The organism is Streptomyces sp. NBC_00207 (genome assembly GCF_045160965.1).
In the GTDB taxonomy this organism is placed as follows: domain Bacteria; phylum Actinomycetota; class Actinomycetes; order Streptomycetales; family Streptomycetaceae; genus Streptomyces.
In genome coordinates, this window is sequence record NZ_CP130715.1 from 2288936 (window position 1) to 2307735 (window position 18800).

Consider the following 18800-nt stretch of genomic DNA (forward strand, 5'->3'; position numbering starts at 1 on the left):
GGCGTACCCGTGTCTGGCCCGCCGCGCACTGCCTCCCATCCGGACTTTAACCGTCGGTCCAGGAATCTCACCTGGTCAACCGGCCGCTGGCTGCGGACGGGTCGCGGACTATAACCGCCGGTTCGGAATTACACCGACCCCGGAGTGCGCTGCTACTGGTACTCCAGCCAGTTTGCCACGGGTGATCCGCCGCCATGCAGGTGATGCGGTGTGGCCTGGCTCACAGAGGGTGACCCGGGGGTGACCGCGGCCGGGACCCGGTCGAGTGGACCGGGGGTTGGTCCAGACCTATTGACGGGGTGGTCTAGTCCTCTTAACGTTCCCTTCATCTTCTCGGGAACAGCCCGTCAGATGTGCGCACGTCACGGGCCAACACGCTTCTGCACCACCCCTGTTGCTTCACGTTGTGTCCAGTTGTGTCCTGCATCCTCCCCTCCCCAGGAGGCACCATGCCGTCCCCCACACGCACGAGAGTGATGCTCCTGGCATCCGGCGCCGCCATCGCCGGACTGCTGGTGGGCGGGCTCTCGGCGGGCGTCTCGCACGCCGCCGACAACGAGAGCTGTCGCCCCGACGGGCTGTACAAGACGGCCGGCGTCGACGTCCCGTACTGCTCGGTCTACGACTCCGAAGGCCGCGAGAAGATGGGCGCCGACCACCAGCGCCGCGTCATCGGATACTTCACCGGCTGGCGCACCGGCAAGGACGGCGCTCCCGCCTACCTCGCCAACAACATCCCGTGGTCCAAGGTCACCCACCTGAACTACGCCTTCGCCCACGTGGGCGCCGACAACAAGATCTCGGTCGGGGCGGACAACGTGAACAACGCCGCCACCGGGATGACCTGGCCCGGCGTCGCGGGCGCCGAGATGGACCCGGCCCTCCCCTACAAGGGCCACTTCAACCAGCTGACCAAGTTCAAGAAGCAGTACCCGAACGTCAAGACGCTGATCTCGGTCGGCGGCTGGGCGGAGACCGGCGGCTACTTCGGCGACGACGGCAACCGGGTCGCCTCCGGCGGCTTCTACTCGCTGGCCACGAACGCCGACGGCTCGGTGAACCAGGCCGGCATCGACACCTTCGCCGACTCCTCGGTCGAGTTCATCCGCAAGTACGGGTTCAACGGCGTCGACATCGACTACGAGTACCCGACCACGATGAAGGACGCGGGCAACCCGCTGGACTGGCAGCTGGCCAACGCCCGCCGCGCCGGCCTGGTCCAGGGCTACGCGGCCCTGATGAAGTCGCTGCGCGAGAAGCTCGACCGCGCGGGCGCCGCCGACGGCAGGCACTACCTGCTCTCCGTCGCCGCCCCCTCCTCCGGCTACCTGCTGCGGGGCATGGAGACCTTCCAGGTCCAGAAGTACCTGGACTACGTCAACATCATGTCCTACGACCTGCACGGCGCCTGGAACGAGTACGTCGGCCCCAACGCCTCGCTCTTCGACGACGGCAAGGACGGCGAACTGGCCGCCGCGGGCGTCTACTCCACCTCCCAGTACGGCGGCATCGGCTACCTCAACACCGACTGGGCGTACCACTACTTCCGCGGCTCGATGCCGGGCGGCCGCATCAACATCGGCCTGCCCTACTACACCCGCGGCTTCAAGAACGTGCAGGGCGGCACCGACGGCCTGTGGGGCAAGGCGCCCGCGACCACCTGCCCGGCCGGCGCGGGCCTGACCAAGTGCGGTGACGGCGCGGTCGGCATCGACAACCTGTGGCACGACAAGGACACCAACGGGGTCGAGTCCCCGGCGGGCTCCAACCCGATGTGGCACGCCAAGAACCTGGAGAAGGGGGTCGTCGGCGACTACGTCACCAAGTACGGCTTCCCGGCGAACACCACGCTGACCGGCACCTACGTCCGCAAGTACGACTCCACCCTGGTGGCGCCGTGGCTGTGGAACGCGCAGAAGAAGGTCTTCCTCTCGACTGAGGACGAGCAGTCGGTCGGCGCCAAGGCCGACTACGTGGTGAACAAGGGCATCGGCGGCACGATGGTCTGGGAGCTCGCGGGCGACTACTCGTACAACGCGGCCAAGGGCCAGTACGAGATGGGCGACACCCTCACCGACACGATGTACCAGAAGTTCAAGTCGGCCTCCCCGTACGGCGCGAAGAAGTCCAACGCGGCACTGCCCGCCCAGGCCGTGAACATCAGGACGGAGTTCACCGAGTTCAAGCTGGGCGACTCCAACTACCCGCTCACCCCCAAGCTCAAGATCACCAACAACACGAACACGACGCTGCCCGGCGGCACCGAGTTCCAGTTCGACTACGGGACCTCGGCCCCCGACAACGCCTCCGACCAGTCGGGCTTCGGCACGAAGGTGATCAGCAGCGGCCACACCGGCAACAACGTCGGCGGCCTGAAGGGCGACTTCCAGCGGGTCTCCCTCAAGCTCCCGGCCTGGCAGACCCTGGCCCCGGGCGCCTCCGTGGACCTGGCGTTCAACTACTACCTGCCGGTCTCCACGCCCTCCAACTGGACGGTGAACATCTCCGGCACCACCTACGCCCTCGCCGGTGACCTGGCACGCGGCACCACGGTGACGGAACCGGGCGGCACCCAGCCCCCGACCACCCCGCCGACCACTCCCCCGACCACGCCGCCCACCACCCCTCCCCCGACGGGCGGGACCTGCACCAGCCCGGCGTACGTGGCGGGCACGGTCTACAACAGCGGCAACCTCGTCTCCCACAAGGGCCGCAACTGGAAGGCCCAGTGGTGGACACAGAACGAGGAGCCCGGCACCACCGGGGAATGGGGCGTCTGGAAGGACCAGGGCGCCTGCTGACCCCGGTCCGTGCGTGAGCGGGAGAGGACCCGGTGGCCCGGCGGCCACCGGGTCCTCTCCCGCGCCTAGGCTGTCCCGGTGAACACCCATGTCACCGCGACCGACGCGGACTTCGAGGAACACCGGCCCCGGATGTTCGGCATCGCCTACCGCATGCTCGGCTCCGCCGCGGAGGCCGAGGACACCGTGCAGGACGCGTACCTGCGCTGGGTGTCGGCCGACCGCGCGGGCATCCGGCACCCGGGGGCATGGCTCGCCAAGGTCGTCACGAACCTGTGCCTCAACCACCTCACCTCGGCGCGCGTCCGGCGCGAGGAGTACGTCGGCCCCTGGCTCCCGGAGCCGGTCCTCACCGGGGACGGGACGCTCGGCCCGCTGGAGTCGGCGGAGCAGCGGGACAGCGTGTCCATGGCCCTGCTGCTGCTCCTGGAGCAGCTCACGCCGGTGGAGCGGGCGGTCTACGTGCTACGCGAGGCCTTCGCGTACGGCCACCGGGAGATCGCCGGGCTCCTGGACCTCAGCGAGGCCAACTGCCGCCAGCTCTACCGGCGGGCGGCGGGCCGGGTGGCGGCGGAGCGGGCGGCCACCGAGGAACGGCGCTTCGAACCGGACCCCGAGCGGTGGCAGAGCCTCGTGGAGACCTTCCTCTCGGCGGCCCGCGGCGGGGACCTGGACCGGCTGGAGGGCCTGCTGACGGCCGACGTCCGGTACGTGTCGGACGGCGGCGGCGTGGTCGGCGCGGCGCTGCGGCCGGTCCTGGGGCGGGACAAGGTGGCCCGGTTCTCGATCGGGGTGCTGGAGAAGTTCGCCGCCGGCCTGCCGGTCACCGTCGCGGAGGTCAACGGCACGCCCGCGCTGCTCTTCGGCGAGGTGGCGGTCCTCTTGGTGGAATTCGAGGACGGGCTGGTCAGCCGCATCAGCACGGTGATCAATCCGGAGAAGCTTGCCTTCCTGCGGCGGCAGCTGTCACATTCCTGAGCTCTGTCCTGTCCCAGCTGGCGAAGAGACGTTCCCGGCGGAAGGCGGACCCCATGAGCACCATCCTCGTCACCGGAGGCACCGGCACCCTCGGCACGCTGGTCGTGTCCCGGCTGCGGGAGGCGGGCCACGAGGTCCGCGTACTGAGCCGGCACGCCCCCGAGCATCCGGTGGACCTGCAGGACGGCAGCGGACTGGACGCGGCGATGGCGGGCGCGGAGGTGGTCGTGCACTGCGCGAGCGACACGCGCCGCGCGGGCAAGGGCGACGAGGTGGCCGCGCGGCACCTGATCGACGCGGCCCGCCGGGCGGGGACGGTCGGCAACATCGTCTACATCTCGATCGTCGGGGTGGACGTGGTCCCGCTCGGCTACTACAAGGCGAAGCTGCGGGTGGAACGGATGCTGGAGGGATCGGGGCTGGGGGTGACCATCCTGCGCACCACGCAGTTCCACGACCTGGTGGCGCAGGTGACCGACGCGGCGGCGAAGCTGCCGGTCGTGCCGCTGCCGAAGGGGGTCCCGGTGCAGCCGATCGCCGTCGAGGAGGTCGCGGACCGGCTGGCCGGCCTCGCGGTCCCCGCCCCGGCGGGCCGGGTCCCCGACATGGGCGGCCCGCAGATCCGGCGCCTGACGGACCTGGCCCGCACCTACCTGGAGGCGACCGGCCGCCGCGGCCGGGTGGTCGCCGTCCCGCTGGCGGGCAGGACGTACGCCGCCTTCCGCCGGGGCGGCCACCTGACCCCGTCCCACGCGGTGGGCAAGCGCACCTTCGCGGAGTTCCTCGCGACCCGCGCCCGATGACAGGGCCGCCCCACCGGTCATGACGGCACAATCCCCCTCGGCCCTCCGGCGGCCTGATCGGCTCCGACGGGGGCGGGCGCGCCGGGATGCTCCCCGCAATGCACCGAACGCCACGCGCCCCACCCCTCCAACCCCCAGGGGGCTCCGGCAGGGGACGGGTGTGCGCCGGGATGCTCCCCGCAATGCACCGAACGCCACGCGCCCCACCCCTCCGACCCCCAGGGGGCTCCGGCAGGGGACGGGTGTGCGCAGGGGCGCTCCCCGCAGGGCGTCGAACGCAAGGTGCCCCGGCCCTCCGACCCCCCGACACGTTCGACGCCCGAGGAGACGCCCCGGAGCCACCCGGCCCCACCCCCACCGGCGAAGCCAACCGCCGCCCGGCCGGCCAGGCCAGCGGCACTCCCGGCCCCACCCCCACCGGCGAAGCCAACCGCCGCCCGGCCGGCCAGGCCAGCGGCACTCCCGGCCCCACCCCCACCGGCGAAGCCAACCGCCGCCCGGCCGGCCAGGCCAGCGGCACTCCCGGCCCCACCCGCACCGGCGAAGCCAGCCTCCGCAGCGCACCCCGCCCGGCAGGGCCACCGGCACGAGCGGCGCAGCCCTCCGCGGGTCCTACCCCCCGAACAACACCTCCTGTGCCGCCTCCCGTGCGGCCAGGCGGGCTCCGGCCAGGACCGCCGGGTCGCCCAGGCTCGTGGCGCGGATCTCCGTCGGGACCGGGGTCAGCTTGGCCACGCGGTGGGCGACCCGGGCCGCCAGGGCAGGGCCGCCCGCGCGGCCGAGTTCGCCCGCCAGGACCACGCAGCCGGGGTCCAGGATCGCCGCGGCTGCCGCCGCGCCCAGCGCGAGCCGCTCGGCCAGGGCCTCGAGGAACGCCTCGCCGGCGGCTCCGGCCACCGCCTCCTCCGCCGGGCCCGCGAAGCCGTGTTCGCGCGCGAGCGCGGTCACGCCGTCCCGGCCCGCCAGGGCGTGGAACCCGCCCCCACAGTCGGCGGCCGAGGGCAGGGCTCCGGTGCCCGGTACCGGGAGGAAGCCGATCTCGCCCGCTCCTCCGGAGGCGCCGCGGCGCAGCCGGCCGTCGAGGACCACCGCCGCGCCCACCCCCGCGCCGAGCCACAGGAGTACGAAGGAGTCCAGGTCGCGGGCGACGCCCAGGCGTTGCTCGGCGAGGGCGGCCAGGTTGGTCTCGTTCTCGACCACCACCACGGCGGGCAGGGTCCGTTGGAGGGCGGTCACCAGGTCGCGGTGCCAGGCCGGCAGGCCGCTGGTGTCGCGGAGTTCGCCGGTGGCCGGGGCGACCAGGCCGGGGGCTCCGATGACGACGGTGTGCAGTGCCTCGGCGCCGGCCTCGTGTGCGGTGCGCAGCAGGGCCGCCACCGCGTCCTCGGGTGCGCCGACGGGCAGGGCGGCCTCGGCCAGGGAGCGGCCGAGCAGGTCGGTGACGACGGCGGTGACCCGGTCCGTGCGGACGTCCAGGGCGGCGAGGTGGGCGCGGTTCGCGACGATCCCGTACAGCTTGGCGTTGGGGCCGCGCCGCTGTTCGCCGGACTCCCCGACGACCTCGATCAGCCCGGCTCCGGTGAGCCGGTCGACGAGGTCGGCGACCGAGGGGCGGGAGAGCCCGGTCTTGGACTTGAGCTGGGTGGCCGTCAGCGGCCCGGACTCCTGGAGGAGTCGCAGGGCGAGGCGGTCGTTGATGGCCCGGGCCGTGCTCGGCGAGGCGGGGGACGGTACCGGGGCGGGGGCGGAAGTCACGGCGCCCATCCTAGGGAGTCGGAGCCGTTATCTATCAGGCAGGGTCCCTGATAGTTTATTTGTCATGACCGGGGACAACGACCTCAGCCCGGCGCGCCTGCGCCATGCCCGCTTCGCCATCGCCGCCGTCTTCTGCGCCCACGGCGCCGTCACCGGCTCCTTCGCCACCCGCATTCCCTGGATCCAGGACCACGCCCAGCTCAGCGCGGGCACCCTGGGGCTCGCCCTCGCCTTCCCCGCCCTCGGTGCGGCGCTCGCGATGCCGCTGGCGGGGCGGATCAACCACCGGTTCGGAGCCCGCGCCGCACTGCGCGGGCTGCTGGCGATGTGGACCCTCTCCCTGATCCTGCCCAGCCTCGCCCCGAACCTGCCCGCCCTGTGCCTCGCGCTCCTCGTCTACGGGGCCACCGCCGGCATGTCGGACGTGGCGATGAACGCGCTGGGCGTGGAGACCGAGAACCGGCTGCGCCGCTCGATCATGTCCTCGCTGCACGGCATGTGGAGCGTGGGCGCGCTGCTCGGTTCGGCTGCCGGCATGGTCGCCGCACACAGCGGGACCGACGCCCGCCTGCACCACCTGGTCGCCGCTCTCGTCCTCACCGCGGCCGGGCTGGTCGCCGTACGGGGGGTGCTGGACCTCAGGAGCGACGGGGAGGCGCAGGCGCCGCCGCACTTCGCACTGCCCCCCAAGTCCGCGCTGCTCATCGGGGCCATCGGGTTCTGCGCGGTCTTCGCCGAGGGCGCGAGCCTGGACTGGTCGGCGGTCTACCTGCGGGACGTGCTGCACACCGACGCCGGCCTGGCGGCCGCCTCGACCACGGCCTTCGCACTCACGATGGCCGTGGCCCGGCTCGCCGGGGACCGGGTGGTGGACCGGTTCGGGCCGGTGCGCACGGTCCGGGCGGGCGGCGTAGTGGCCACCGCGGGCGGGCTGCTCGTGGTGCTGGTGCGGCATCCGGTGGCGGCCCTCGCCGGCTTCGGGATGATCGGGCTCGGCATCGCGGTGGTGGTCCCGCTGGCCTTCGCGGCCGCGGGGCGCAGCGGGCCGGCCCCGGCGCAGGCCATCGCGGGCGTCGCGACGATCACGTACACCTCGGGGCTGATCGCGCCGTCGGCGATCGGCGCGGTGGCCGACGCGAGTTCGCTGGTGGTGTCCTTCGGGCTGGTCACGCTGCTGGCGTTCGCGCTGGTCGTGGGCGCCGCGGTACTGCGCCCGCGGCCGCCGGTGGGGCAGTCTGGGGGCGGGACCGGCCAGAAGGCCGGTCCGGCCGATCGGGACGAACCCATCGATATCCGGCCGTAATATGTCGACTGGCCGCAGCGGCACGATCCGTGCGCTGCGGCCTCGACGTGTGAGCGGCCGGCGCTGTCGCCGTCCGGAGAAGAGGAGTGGAACATGGGCCTCGGCGTGGGCTGGACCCTGCACGGAGACGGGCGGACCCCCGCCCCCGGCGCGGTGGTACGGCCGGAGGAGCGGCTCTCGTGGCCGCGGACCGCCGGGCTGGGCGCCCAGCACGTCGTGGCGATGTTCGGCGCGAGCTTCGTCGCGCCGGTCCTGATGGGCCTGGACCCGAACCTGGCCATCATGATGTCCGGCATCGCGACGGTGATCTTCCTCCTCGCGACCCGCGGCCGGGTACCTTCCTACCTCGGCTGCTCGCTGTCCTTCGTCGGCGTCGCGGCGGCGATCCGGGCGTCGGGCGGGGACAGCGCGGTCGTCACGGGCGCCGTGTTCGTCGTCGGCGTGGCGCTGTTCCTGGCCGGTCTCGCGGTGCAGCGCTTCGGCGCGCACATCATCCACACGGCGATGCCGCCCATCGTGACGGGTGCGGTGGTGATGCTGATCGGCTTCAACCTGGCGCCGGTGACGGCGTCGACGTACTGGCCGCAGGACCAGTGGACGGCCTTGCTGACGATGCTGTTCACCGGGTTCGCCGTGGTCTGCCTGCCCGGTTTCTGGTCGCGCATCGCGATCTTCCTGGGGCTGGTCTTCGGGTACACGATCTCCTGGCTCTTCGACCTGCTCTTCGGGAAGATCCACTCGACGGTGGGCGGGGAGGCGGCCGTGGACCACTGGCGCCTGGACCTCTCCGCGGTCACGAAGGCGGACTGGATCGGCCTGCCGTCCTTCCACGGGCCGTCCTTCGAGTGGTCCGCGATCCTGATCGCCCTGCCCGTGGTGATCGCGCTGATCGCCGAGAACGCGGGGCACATCAAGGCCGTCGGCGAGATGACCGGCGACCCCCTCGACGACAAGCTCGGCACGGCCATCGCGGCGGACGGCGCCGCGTCGATGCTGTCCACGGCGGTCGGCGGCCCGCCCAACACCACGTACTCCGAGAACATCGGCGTCATGGCGGCCACCCGGGTCTACTCCACGGCCGCCTACTGGGCCGCGGCAGGCTTCGCGCTGCTCTTCGGACTGTGCCCCAAATTCGGCGCGGTCGTCGCCGCGATCCCGGGCGGGGTGCTGGGCGGCATCACCGTCATCCTGTACGGCATGATCGGCCTGCTCGGCGCCCAGATCTGGATCAACGGCCGGGTAGACCTGCGCAATCCGCTGAACCTGGTGCCGGCCGCGGCGGGCATCATCATCGGGGTCGGCGGTGTGAAGCTGCAGATCACCGACAGCTTCGAGCTGGGCGGCATCGCGCTGGGCACGATCGTGGTGATCGCGGGCTATCACGCACTGCGCCACTTCGCCCCCGCGCACCTGAAGCCGCAGGAGCCCCTGCTCGACGCGGGCACGTCCGCCTACGACGCCGGCGGGGAGGCGGAGGACAAGCCCCGTTGACGGGGTTTCGCCCGAACCGGGGAAGCGTACGGCCAAGTTCCCCGGATCCGCGTCGGCGCCTGCGACTCTGCCTCCCATGGAAGCGGTGCTGGCGCGGATGCGCGCCCTGGAGGAGCGGCTCCCGCCGCAGGACGGTGTCGCCGTCTTCAACCGGGTCTACCTGACGGTGACGGAGACCCTGCACCATCGGATCGAGCACGGGTGTTTCCCGGCGCCCCGGCGGGCGGCGACCCTCAGCGTGCGGTTCGCGGAGCGGTACCTGACGGCGGTGGAGGCGGACCGGGCCCCGGCCTGCTGGCGCCCGCTGCTGCAGTACCGCCGCCACCCCGGGATCCGGCCGCTCCAGCACGCGCTGGCCGGGATCAACGCACACATCGGGCACGACCTGGCGCTCGCCGTGGTGGCCACGTGCGGTGAGCTGGGCTGCGAACCGCGGGCCCTGGAGGCGGACTTCGACCGGGTCGGCGACACGCTGGTCTCGCTGGAGGAGCACATCCGGGAGGTCCTGATGCCGGGCCCGGACCTGCTGGAGATCGCCGACCCGCTGACCCATCTGATCGGCTCGTGGAGCCTGGAGCGTGCCCGGGCCGGGGCCTGGTCGGCGGCCCGGCTGCTGTGGACGCTGCGCCGGGCGCCGGAACTGGCCGAGGAGTTCGCGGACTCCCTCGACGCGGGCGTCGGCCTGGTCGGCCGCTGCCTGCTGACCCCCGTCAGGACGCCCTCGGAAGCGGGCCGGTCCCCGAGCCGGGCCTGACCGCACGCCCCGGGCGGGCCGCGGGCCCCGTCGCCCGGGCTCACGCGATGGCCGGCTTCACCACGCACCGCCTCCGGGCGCACGAACCTGCGCGTTCGCCGGCGCTCCGCTTCGCCGCACTGTGCACGTGCCTCGCCGCGCCACCCCGCGCCGGATCAACGAACTCCTGAGACCGCCCCGGCCCATGGTCGGGGCGGTCGCGTGTCCCCGCCCTACCAAATATGGCGAACTGTCATAATCCGTCCCGTTCTGTCAGCCCGGCCGGGAGGATTGCTGTGACTATCTGTCAAACCGTGAGGGGGGTGGGCGCGCAGGAGGCCCTCCCGTCGTCGGCGCCGCCTGGTCTTCGAGTGCGCCGCTCGTGGTGGGGTGGGTTGCCGCGGGCGCTGGTGGCGGGTCTCGTCCTGGTGGCCGGCCTGGCCCTGCCCGTGGTGGCCCCGCAGCCCGCCCAGGCCGTGCCGCCCGGCACCTACGCCTACGTCGCAAATTTCAACTCTGCCACGGTGTCGGTGATCGACACGGCGACCGACGCGGTCGTCGCGACCGTCGACGTCGGCAATGCGCCGTGGGGGGTGGCGGTGTCGCCGAACGGCACCCGCGCCTACGCCACCAACCGCGTCGATGGCACGGTGTCCGTGATCAACACCGCGACCGACACGGTCGTCGCCACCGTCAACGTCGGCCTTGAGCCCCTGGGGGTGGCGGTGTCGCCGGACAGCGCCCACGCCTACGTCACCAACTTCGGCTCCAACACGGTGTCCGTGATCAACACGAACAGCAACACGGTCGTCGCCACCGTCCCCGTCGGCGATGCTCCCATCGGGGTGGCGGTGTCGCCGAACGGCACCCGCGTCTACGTCACCAATTCCGACGAAGACACGGTGTCCGTGATCAACACGAACACGAACATGGTCGCCACCATCCCCGTCGGCGACTACCCGTTCGGGGTGGCGGTGTCGCCGGACAGCACCCTCGCCTACGTCACCAATTCGGACGCCGACACGGTGTCCGTGATCAACACCGCCACCAGCGCCGTCGCCACCGTCTCCGTCGGCGATGTGCCCCAGGGGGTGGCGGTGAAGCCGGACGGCACCCGTGCCTACGTCGTCAACGCCAACGCCAACACGGTGTCCGTGATCAACACCGCGACGAGCGCGGTCGTCGACACCATCTCCGTCGGCCATGCGCCTCGAGAGGTGGCGGTGAAGCCGGACGGCACCCGCGCCTACGTCACCAACGCCAACGACGACACGGTGTCCGTGATCAACACCGCCACCGACGCCGTCGTGGACACCGTCCCCGTCGACGACCTCCCGTTCGGGGTGGCGATCGGGGTCGTGCCCCGGCCGGCGCCGGCACTGACGCTGATCAAGCTCACCGCCGGCGGGACGTTCACCCAGGGCGGGCAGGGCACCTACACCCTCACCGTCACCAACACCGGCGACCTGCCCACCGACGGCAGCACCGTCACCGTCACCGACACCCTCCCCGCCGGTCTGACCCCGGTCAGCTTCTCCGGCACCGGCTGGACCTGCACCCTCACCCCCCTGACCTGCACCCGAAGCGACGTCCTCGCCCCCGGCGCCGCCTACCCGCCCCTCACCCTCACCGTCCGGATCGCCCACAACGCGCCGAAGCAGGTCACCAACACCGCCACCGTCACCGGCGGCGGCGCCACCCGCACCGGCATCGCCACCGCAACCACCACCGTCGACGGGAAGCAGCAGCCGAAACCCCCGCACCACGACCACCCAGGCCACGGGAAGCCCGACCACGGCAAGCCGGGTCACGGAAAGCCGGGCCACTACCTGCCCGGCCACGGCCACCGCCCCGGCCCCCGGTGACCGCACACCGGCATGACTCACTTGCCTGAACGGCCGAACTCGCGCTGACCTGCACATTCTCTTGGCAGCCCCAGAGAGGAAGGCCGGCGGGCATGAGAACGGGCCGCCGCCCCGCGTGCTGACGTTCGCGGGGCGGCGGCCCGTGATCTGGGGCCGGGAGGGGTCAGTCCTCCGGGAGTTCGACCGGGGCGATGTCGTCGTAGACGTCGCCCGGGCCCGGGTTGGTGGAGTCCGTGGAGCCGCCGAGGTGGTGCATGACGCCCCAGACGGCGTTGAGGGCGGTCTGGACCGCGCCCTCGGCCCAGCCGGCCGTCCAGGAGATGTCGTCGCCCGCGAGGAAGATGCCGCGCTTGTCCTCGGGGAGGCGGTCCTGCATGAAGTGGGTGAACAGGCGCCGCTGGTAGCGGTAGTGGCCGGGGAGGTTGGCCTTGAACGCGCCCATGAAGTAGGGCTCGTCCTCCCAGGAGACGGTGACCGGGTTGCCGATGATGTGACGGCGGATGTCGACCTTGGGGTAGATCTCGCCGAGGGACTTCAGCATGACCTCCATCCGCTCGTTCGCGGACAGCGGCAGCCACTTGAGGCTGTCGTCGCACCAGGTGTACGAGAGGCAGATGACGGCGGGCTTGTCCGGGCCGTTGTCCAGGAGGTAGGTGCCGCGGGTCATGCGGTCCGTGAGGGTCATCGACATGACGTCACGGCCGGTCTCCTCGTCCTTGTCGAGCCAGAAGGGGCGGTCGACGGGGACGAAGAGCTTCGAGCTCTCCATGTAGTGGGTGCGCTCGATCGCCGTCCAGTGGTCGATCGGGAACAGCGTGTCGTCGCACTCGATCTTCGACAGGAGCATCCAGGACTGGGCCGTGAAGATCGCGGCGCGGTACGTGCGGATGTCGCCGGAGGAGTCGGTGACCGTGATGCGGTTGCCGGCCGTGCGGTGCAGGCGGGTGACCGCCGGACGCGGGGTGCCGTCGTGCAGGGTGGACAGGGACGTGCCCTGGGCCCAGTGGACGATCTTCTCCGGCTCGCGCTCCCACAGGCGCAGCGGCAGCTGCTGCGAGCCGCCCACGATGCCGCGGTGGTGGTCGTCCGCCTCGGTGTAGACGACGCGCAGGATCTCCAGGATGGAGTTCGGGAAGTCGGTGTCCCAGCCGCCGGTGCCGAAGCCGACCTGGCCGAAGATCTCGCGCTTGCGGAAGGACTTGAAGGCCTCCGACTTGCAGAGGAAGCCGTAGAAGGTCTCGTCGTCGAGCTTCTCGACGAGCTTGGCCCAGATCTCGCGGATGCGCGGGACGTCCCGCTCGCGCATCGCGGTGTTCATGTCGGAGAAGTCGGCGCCCTCGTCGAGGCAGGCGTTCCAGGCGGCGGACACGTCGCGGTAGATCTGCGGGAGGTCCGCGATCGTCTCGGCGTAGTGCGTCTCGCCCTTGAGGTCGACGACCGTCGAGGGGGTGGACTCGGCGAGCGGGTTCGGGAAGGGCTCCGTGACCAGGCCGACGAGGTCGATGTAGTGCTGCAGGGCCGTGGAGGAGGGCGGGAAGCGCATGGCGCCCATCTCGGCGGTGAGGCCCTCGGTCTCGGCGCCCTCGAAGCCCACGGTGCGCAGGCGGCCGCCGATCTGGTCGGCCTCGTAGACGACGGGCTTGAGGCCCATCTTCATCAGCTCGTAGGCCGAGATGATGCCGGACAGCCCGCCGCCGATGACGGCGACCTCGGTGCCGAGTTCGGTCGCGGGTATCTGGCCGAGCCCCGCCGGGTGGGCGAGGAAGTCGTCGTACGCGTACGGGAAGTCCGGGCCGAACATGGTGATCGGCGGCTGTCCGTCGCTGTGCGGGACGGCGGTGGTGGGCACCGTGGACGTCATGGGGGTACGTCTCCTTGCGGCAGGGCTGGGGGAAGAGGGCTTAGACGAGGGAGGCGTAGAGCCCGGGGCGGCGGTCGCGCAGGTAGGGGTTGTTCTCGCGCGATGCGGCCAGCAGCTCGGGGTCGGCCTCGCCGAACACCATCTCCTCGCCGCGGCCGGCCCGGGTCCGGGTGACCCCGTCGGGGCTCGCCAGGCAGCTGAGTCCGACGAACTCGAACTCGCCTTCCGGGCCGGTGCGGTTGACGTACGCGATGTACATCTGGTTCTCGAAGGCCCGTACGGGGACGAGCTGTTCGGCGACGAACTGGAACGGGTGCATCTGCGCGGTCGGCACCAGGAGGAGGTCGGTGCCGGCGAGCGCGTGCGCCCGGACGTTCTCGGGGAACTCCACGTCGTAGCAGATCATGATGCCGATGCGGAGGCCGCCGAGGTCCGCCTGGACGACGGGGGTGTCGCCGGGGGTGAAGGCGTCCTGTTCGAAGCAGCCGAAGAGGTGGGTCTTGCGGTAGTTCGCGAGCCGCACCCCGTCGGGGCCGATGAGCTGTGCCGCGTTGTAGACGGCGTCGTCCGCCCGCTCCGGGTAGCCGTACAGGACGGCGATGCCGTGGCGGCGGGCGATCTCGCCGATGGCGACGGCGGACGGGCCGTCGGCCGGTTCGGCGAGTCCGGGGATGTCCTGGAGGTCCAGCGCGTAGCCGGTCAGGAACATCTCCGAGGTGACGAGGAGCCCGGACCCGCTCTGTGCGGCCTGTGCCGCTGCCTCGTCGAGCGCCTTGAGGTTCTGGGCGGTGTCGCCGAGAACTCCGGAGCTCTGGAGGAGGGCGGTGCGCAGCGCAGGCATGGACTACCTCTGTGACAGGAGGGGTGGGGTCATACGAAGGTACGTTCGCGCGTTGCACCCGGACAAGCCGTGACCGTTGCGCTGCGCGCATCGATTCGTTGCGCGTTCCGCGAGAGGTGCGGCGATTCGTTGCGCGGGCCCCCCGGAGGCTCCCGGGGAACCCCTGGGGACCGGCGCGGAACCCCTCGGCGGGCCCCTCCTACGAGGCCTTGCGGAAGGCCGGGTGGCCGGCCAGGAAGTGCAGGTCGTCGAGGATGTCGGGGGTGTGGTCGGAGACGACGCGGCCGCTCCAGGTGTCGACGAGGGCCGGGACGGTCAGGGTGCCGTCGAAGTGGTGGCCGGCGGCCTCGTACGCGAGGCGCAGTGCGGTGTACCCGGCCGCTTCGGTGCCGCAGCCGGTGGCGGTGCCGACGAGCGTGTCGGTCTCGGTGCCGGTGCCGGTGCCGGTGCCGGTGCCGAGGACCGTGGTGGCGACGGAGCCCTCGATGCCCAGCACGGTGAGGGCGGCGGCCACCCGCAGGGAGCGCGGACAGTCGGCGCGGAGGTAGAGGCGGTAGCGGTGCGGGACGGGGGAGAACCCGGCCCCGATGCGGCCGCGCAGGGCGGGGGCCGGGCCGGTGCGGGGCAGGACGGTGTGGGACATGGCTCTCCTGGGGCGGCGCGGGCGGTGGCCCGGGCGCAGTGCGGCCGGGCCGGCATGGCGCCCTGGGCGGCAGGGCTCCGCCTCGGGCGGGGCGGTGCTGCGCAGGGCTGTGCTCCGGGCGCGCACGGCGCACGCCCGGTCCGGGTCACTCGTCTCCGAGAGGGGTCAGCCGCGCGGGCCGAATGCGCTGCACACCCGCAGGAGGTCGATGTGCAGGCGCCGGGTCAGCCACCAGCGCCGCAGGGTCGGAGTTCCCGCTTCCGCGGTCCGGGGCGTGTCCACCGGTCCTCCACCCCCGTCCTGTCCTCGGCGGCCCGCTGCGCGGTGGTTAGGCTTCCCGCGGCGGGCTCGGTCCGTCGTGGCCGTCCCCCGCAGTCTCGTGGCGGCGCCCGGGGCCGTCAAGAAGGCGGTCGCGGACGATCGCCGCCACCCGCCGTAAGGAGTCCCGCAGCCATGTCCCCCGAGACCGGCACCCTGCCCGACAGCGCCGTACTCGACAATCCCGTCTGGGCCGCACTGACCGGAACGCACCGTGGTCTCGCCGAGCTGGGGCCCGCGGGTCTGGCCGGCCGGTACCCCTTGGACACGTCCCCCTTCGCGGGGCTCGCCGACCCGGCGGATCCCCGGGCGTGGGCGGACCTCGCCGCGCTGATGGGGCCGGGGCAGGTGGTCTGGGTGACCGGGCTGCTGACCCCGCCGCCGCACTGGGAGACGCTCATGACCGTGCCGGGCGTGCAGCTGGACGGCCGGGCGGTGCGGGCCGAGGCCGAGCCGGAGGCGGTCCCGCTGGGCCGCGGCGACGTACCGGAGATGCTGGAGCTGGTCGGGCTGACCCGTCCGGGCCCGTTCCTGGACCGGACGGTCGAGCTGGGCACGTACCTCGGGATCCGCCACGAGGGAAGGCTCGTCGCGATGGCCGGGGAGCGGATGCGGCCGGCCGGCTGGTCGGAGATCAGCGCGGTGTGCACCCACCCGGACCACCGGGGCCGGGGCCTGGCCGGCCGGCTGACCCGTGCGGTTGCGGCGGCGGTACGGGAGCGCGGGGACAGCCCGTTCCTGCACGCGGCGGCGGAGAACACCGGTGCCGTCCGGCTGTACGAGTCGATGGGCTTCACCCCGCGCCGCCGCCCGCTCTTCCTGGGCCTGCGCACTCCGGCCCGGGAGGCCTGATCCGGAGGGCGCCCGGATGCGTACCGGGCGTGGCGGTGTTTCAAGGGGCGGCGAGCGGTCACACGCGGGACATCCCGAAGAAAGGAACCGTCATGACCGACGTGTCGCGCCTGCCCGGCGCCGTCCACCACTCCTGGCAGTGGCAGACCGGGGCGGCCTGCCGGGACCTGGGGTCCGGCCGCTTCTTCCATCCCGCCGGTGAGCGGGGCGAGGACCGCGAGGAGCGGGACGCCGCCGCCAAGCGGGTCTGCGCGGCCTGCCCGGTCCGCACGGCCTGCCTGGAGCACGCGCTGCGGACCCGCGAGCCGTTCGGCGTCTGGGGCGGCCTGACGGAGGAGGAGCGCCACGCGCTCCAGGGCCCGGCGGGGATGACCCTGGCGGCGCGGGCCTAGACCGAAAGCAGCGGGCTTGGACCGAAAGGCGGGCCGGGGCCCGGCCGGCCGATGCCGACCGGGCCCCGGCCCGCTCCGGAGGAGACGGCCTACGCGGGGGCGCCGGAGGTGAAGCGGCGCAGCAGCGGGGAGAGGACCAGGACCGACTTGGTGCGCTCCACGAAGGGCTCGCCCGCGATGCGCTCCAGCACCCGCTCGAAGTGCCGCATGTCCGAGGCGAAGATCTGGACGAGGGCGTCCGCGTCGCCGGTGACGGTCGACGCGGACACCACCTCCGGGTAGCGCGCCAGTCCTCGCCGGATGTCGTCCGGCGAGGTGTTGTGGCGGCAGTAGATCTCGATGAAGCCCTCGGTCTCCCAGCCCATGGCGGCGGGGTCCACGCGGACGGTGAAGCCGGTGATGGCGCCTTCGGCGCGCAGCCGGTCCACGCGCCGCTTCACGGCGGGGGCGGAGAGCCCGACCTCGGAGCCGATGTCCGCGTAGGAGCGGCGGGCATCCTCGGCGAGGGCGTGCACGATGCGTTCGTCGAGATCGTTCAGTCGCACGGGGGGTGAATCACTTCTATTCAGCGGCCTCCTCGGCCGTGGCGGCCAGGGCGGCCACAGTGGCCAGGCTGGAGCGGCGCATGCCGTAGAAGAAGTAGATCACGAGCCCGACGGCCATCCAGCCACCGAAGACCAGCCAGGTGATTCCGGGCAGCTCCGTCATCAGGTAGGCGCAGAGGAGGAAGCCCACGATCGGGGTGACCGGGAAGAGCGCGACCTTGAAGGTGCGGTTCATCTCCGGGCGGGTCTGGCGCAGGATGATGACGGCCACGTTGACCAGGGCGAACGCGAAGAGCGTGCCGATGCTGGTGGCGTTCGCCAGCTCACCCAGCGGGATGAAGGCGGCGAGCAGTCCGCAGAAGAGGCAGACGATGATCGTGTTGACGCGGGGGGTGCCGGTCTTCGGGTCGACCTTGGCGAAGGCCTTGGGCATCAGGCCGTCGCGGGACATGGCGAAGAGGATGCGGGTCTGGCCGTAGAGGACGGCGAAGACGACGCTGGCGATGGCGACGACGGCGCCCGCGGCCAGGATGACGCTCCAGAAGGAGTGTCCGGTGACGTTCTCCATGATCTGGGCCAGGGCGGCCTCGCTGCCCTCGAACTCCTGCCACGGCATGGCGCCGACGGCGACCAGGGCGACGAGGCAGTACAGCGCGGTGACGATGGCGAGCGAGAGCATGATCGCGCGCGGCAGGTCCTTCTTCGGGTTCTTGGCTTCCTCACCGGCGGTGGAGGCCGCGTCGAAGCCGATGTACGAGAAGAAGAGCATGGAGGCGGCGGTGCTGATGGCGGTGACGCCGAGCGGGGCCAGCGGGGTGTAGTTGCCGGCCTTGATGCCCATGAAGCCGATGACGCAGAAGAGCACCAGCGTGACGATCTTGACGCCGACCATGATCGTGTTGATCCGGGCGCTCTCCTTGGCCCCGCGCAGCAGGAAGACCATGCAGAGCAGGACGACGACCAGGGCGGGCAGGTTGATGTAGCCGCCCTCGCCCAGCGGGGCGGAGAAGCCCTCGGGGATGGTGAAGCCGAGCGTGCCGTCGAGCAGCTCGTTGAGGTACTGGCCCCAGCCGACGGCGACGGCCGCGACCGAGACGCCGTACTCCAGGACCAGGCACCAGCCGCAGACCCAGGCTATGAGCTCGCCCATGGTGGCGTAGGCGTAGGAGTACGAGGAGCCCGATACGGGGATGGAGCCCGCGAGCTCGGCGTAGGAGAGCGCCGAGAACAGCGCGGTGAGGCCCGCGATGATGAACGCGATGAAGACGGCCGGGCCGGCGATCGGGGTGGCCTCTCCGAGGACGACGAAGATGCCGGTGCCCAGGGTGGCGCCGATGCTGATCATGGTCAGCTGCCACATGGTGAGCGAGCGCTTGAGTGCGCCGCCCTCACCCTGGCCGCCCTCGGCGACCAGCTGCTCCACCGGCTTGCGGCGGAGCAGCGGGTGGACGGGCTTCGAGTCGAGCGGTGGCGCCTGGCCGTGGTCGAGCACGAGGGGACTCCTTGTCACTGCGGATCGGGGAGGTCGGGGATGAGGCGTCGACCGCGACGATCCGGAGCAGGACAGGGCCCGACGGGGGAAGGGCCTGAGCATGGGGGGACCGCCGAGCAGGCGATCC

15 protein-coding genes and 1 riboswitch are annotated in these 18800 nt (G+C 72.1%); of the genes, 9 read left to right on the forward strand and 6 right to left on the reverse strand.

All coding sequences use genetic code 11. From position 1 onward, the window contains the following. Positions 1 to 21 precede the first annotated feature (21 nt). A riboswitch (FMN riboswitch) is annotated at positions 22 to 152 on the reverse strand. Positions 153 to 449: 297 nt separating this feature from the next. The 3 genes from OG472_RS10975 (at position 450) to OG472_RS10985 (ending at position 4582) form a co-directional block, all read left to right on the forward strand. After that, a complete protein-coding gene (locus tag OG472_RS10975) occupies positions 450 to 2801 on the forward strand; it encodes a chitinase C-terminal domain-containing protein (protein WP_405941360.1) in 2352 nt (783 codons plus the stop codon). 78 nt (positions 2802 to 2879) lie between these two features. Next, a complete protein-coding gene (locus OG472_RS10980; RefSeq protein WP_405941361.1) occupies positions 2880 to 3779 on the forward strand; it encodes an RNA polymerase sigma-70 factor in 900 nt (299 codons plus the stop codon). A 53-nt stretch (positions 3780 to 3832) separates the two neighbouring features. Then, positions 3833 to 4582 carry an SDR family oxidoreductase gene (locus tag OG472_RS10985; protein ID WP_401609533.1) on the forward strand — a complete coding sequence of 250 codons (750 nt, stop codon included), beginning with the start codon at positions 3833 to 3835 and terminating at the stop codon, positions 4580 to 4582. A gap of 612 nt (positions 4583 to 5194) precedes the next feature. Here the strand turns inward: OG472_RS10985 and OG472_RS10990 are convergent. Then, the gene (locus OG472_RS10990; RefSeq protein WP_401609532.1) at positions 5195 to 6346 is read right to left on the reverse strand and encodes an ROK family protein; all 1152 of its coding nucleotides are present in this window, start codon (positions 6344 to 6346) and stop codon (positions 5195 to 5197) included. 55 nt (positions 6347 to 6401) lie between these two features. Between OG472_RS10990 and OG472_RS10995 the strand changes: the two genes are divergently transcribed. From OG472_RS10995 to OG472_RS11010, 4 genes are all read left to right on the forward strand, one after another. Then, positions 6402 to 7640: an MFS transporter gene (locus OG472_RS10995; RefSeq protein ID WP_405941362.1), complete on the forward strand. Its 1239-nt coding sequence runs from the start codon at positions 6402 to 6404 to the stop codon at positions 7638 to 7640. Positions 7641 to 7733: 93 nt separating this feature from the next. Continuing rightward, positions 7734 to 9131, forward strand: a complete 1398-nt coding sequence (locus tag OG472_RS11000; RefSeq protein WP_401609528.1) for a uracil-xanthine permease family protein — start codon at positions 7734 to 7736, stop codon at positions 9129 to 9131. A gap of 76 nt (positions 9132 to 9207) precedes the next feature. Continuing rightward, positions 9208 to 9885, forward strand: coding sequence for a DUF5995 family protein (locus OG472_RS11005; RefSeq protein ID WP_405829250.1), 678 nt, complete (start codon positions 9208 to 9210; stop codon positions 9883 to 9885). 374 nt (positions 9886 to 10259) lie between these two features. Further along, entirely contained in the window at positions 10260 to 11729 is a 1470-nt protein-coding gene (locus OG472_RS11010; protein ID WP_405941363.1) for a beta-propeller fold lactonase family protein, read from the forward strand. Between the two features lie 163 nt (positions 11730 to 11892). On the opposite strand, the gene OG472_RS11015 is transcribed toward OG472_RS11010, so the two are convergent. From OG472_RS11015 to OG472_RS11025, 3 genes are all read right to left on the reverse strand, one after another. Further along, positions 11893 to 13590 carry a flavin monoamine oxidase family protein gene (locus OG472_RS11015; protein WP_383574372.1) on the reverse strand — a complete coding sequence of 566 codons (1698 nt, stop codon included), beginning with the start codon at positions 13588 to 13590 and terminating at the stop codon, positions 11893 to 11895. 40 nt (positions 13591 to 13630) lie between these two features. Then, complete coding sequence (locus OG472_RS11020; protein WP_405941364.1) at positions 13631 to 14431, reverse strand: carbon-nitrogen hydrolase family protein; 801 nt, start codon at positions 14429 to 14431, stop codon at positions 13631 to 13633. 199 nt (positions 14432 to 14630) lie between these two features. After that, positions 14631 to 15074, reverse strand: coding sequence for a hypothetical protein (locus OG472_RS11025; protein WP_405941365.1), 444 nt, complete (start codon positions 15072 to 15074; stop codon positions 14631 to 14633). Between the two features lie 453 nt (positions 15075 to 15527). Here OG472_RS11025 and OG472_RS11030 point away from each other — a divergent pair, with 453 nt between their 5' ends. Together OG472_RS11030 and OG472_RS11035 are read left to right on the forward strand one after the other, a co-directional pair. Continuing rightward, positions 15528 to 16244 (forward strand): GNAT family N-acetyltransferase, encoded by a 717-nt coding sequence (locus OG472_RS11030; RefSeq protein ID WP_401609514.1) that lies wholly within the window; start codon positions 15528 to 15530, stop codon positions 16242 to 16244. A gap of 92 nt (positions 16245 to 16336) precedes the next feature. Beyond that, the gene (locus tag OG472_RS11035) at positions 16337 to 16636 is read left to right on the forward strand and encodes a WhiB family transcriptional regulator (protein WP_383574364.1); all 300 of its coding nucleotides are present in this window, start codon (positions 16337 to 16339) and stop codon (positions 16634 to 16636) included. 89 nt (positions 16637 to 16725) lie between these two features. On the opposite strand, the gene OG472_RS11040 is transcribed toward OG472_RS11035, so the two are convergent. Both OG472_RS11040 and OG472_RS11045 read right to left on the reverse strand, forming a co-directional pair. Then, positions 16726 to 17181 (reverse strand): Lrp/AsnC family transcriptional regulator, encoded by a 456-nt coding sequence (locus tag OG472_RS11040; RefSeq protein WP_361764872.1) that lies wholly within the window; start codon positions 17179 to 17181, stop codon positions 16726 to 16728. A gap of 16 nt (positions 17182 to 17197) precedes the next feature. Beyond that, complete coding sequence (locus OG472_RS11045; RefSeq protein ID WP_401609511.1) at positions 17198 to 18673, reverse strand: amino acid permease; 1476 nt, start codon at positions 18671 to 18673, stop codon at positions 17198 to 17200. Positions 18674 to 18800 lie beyond the last annotated feature (127 nt).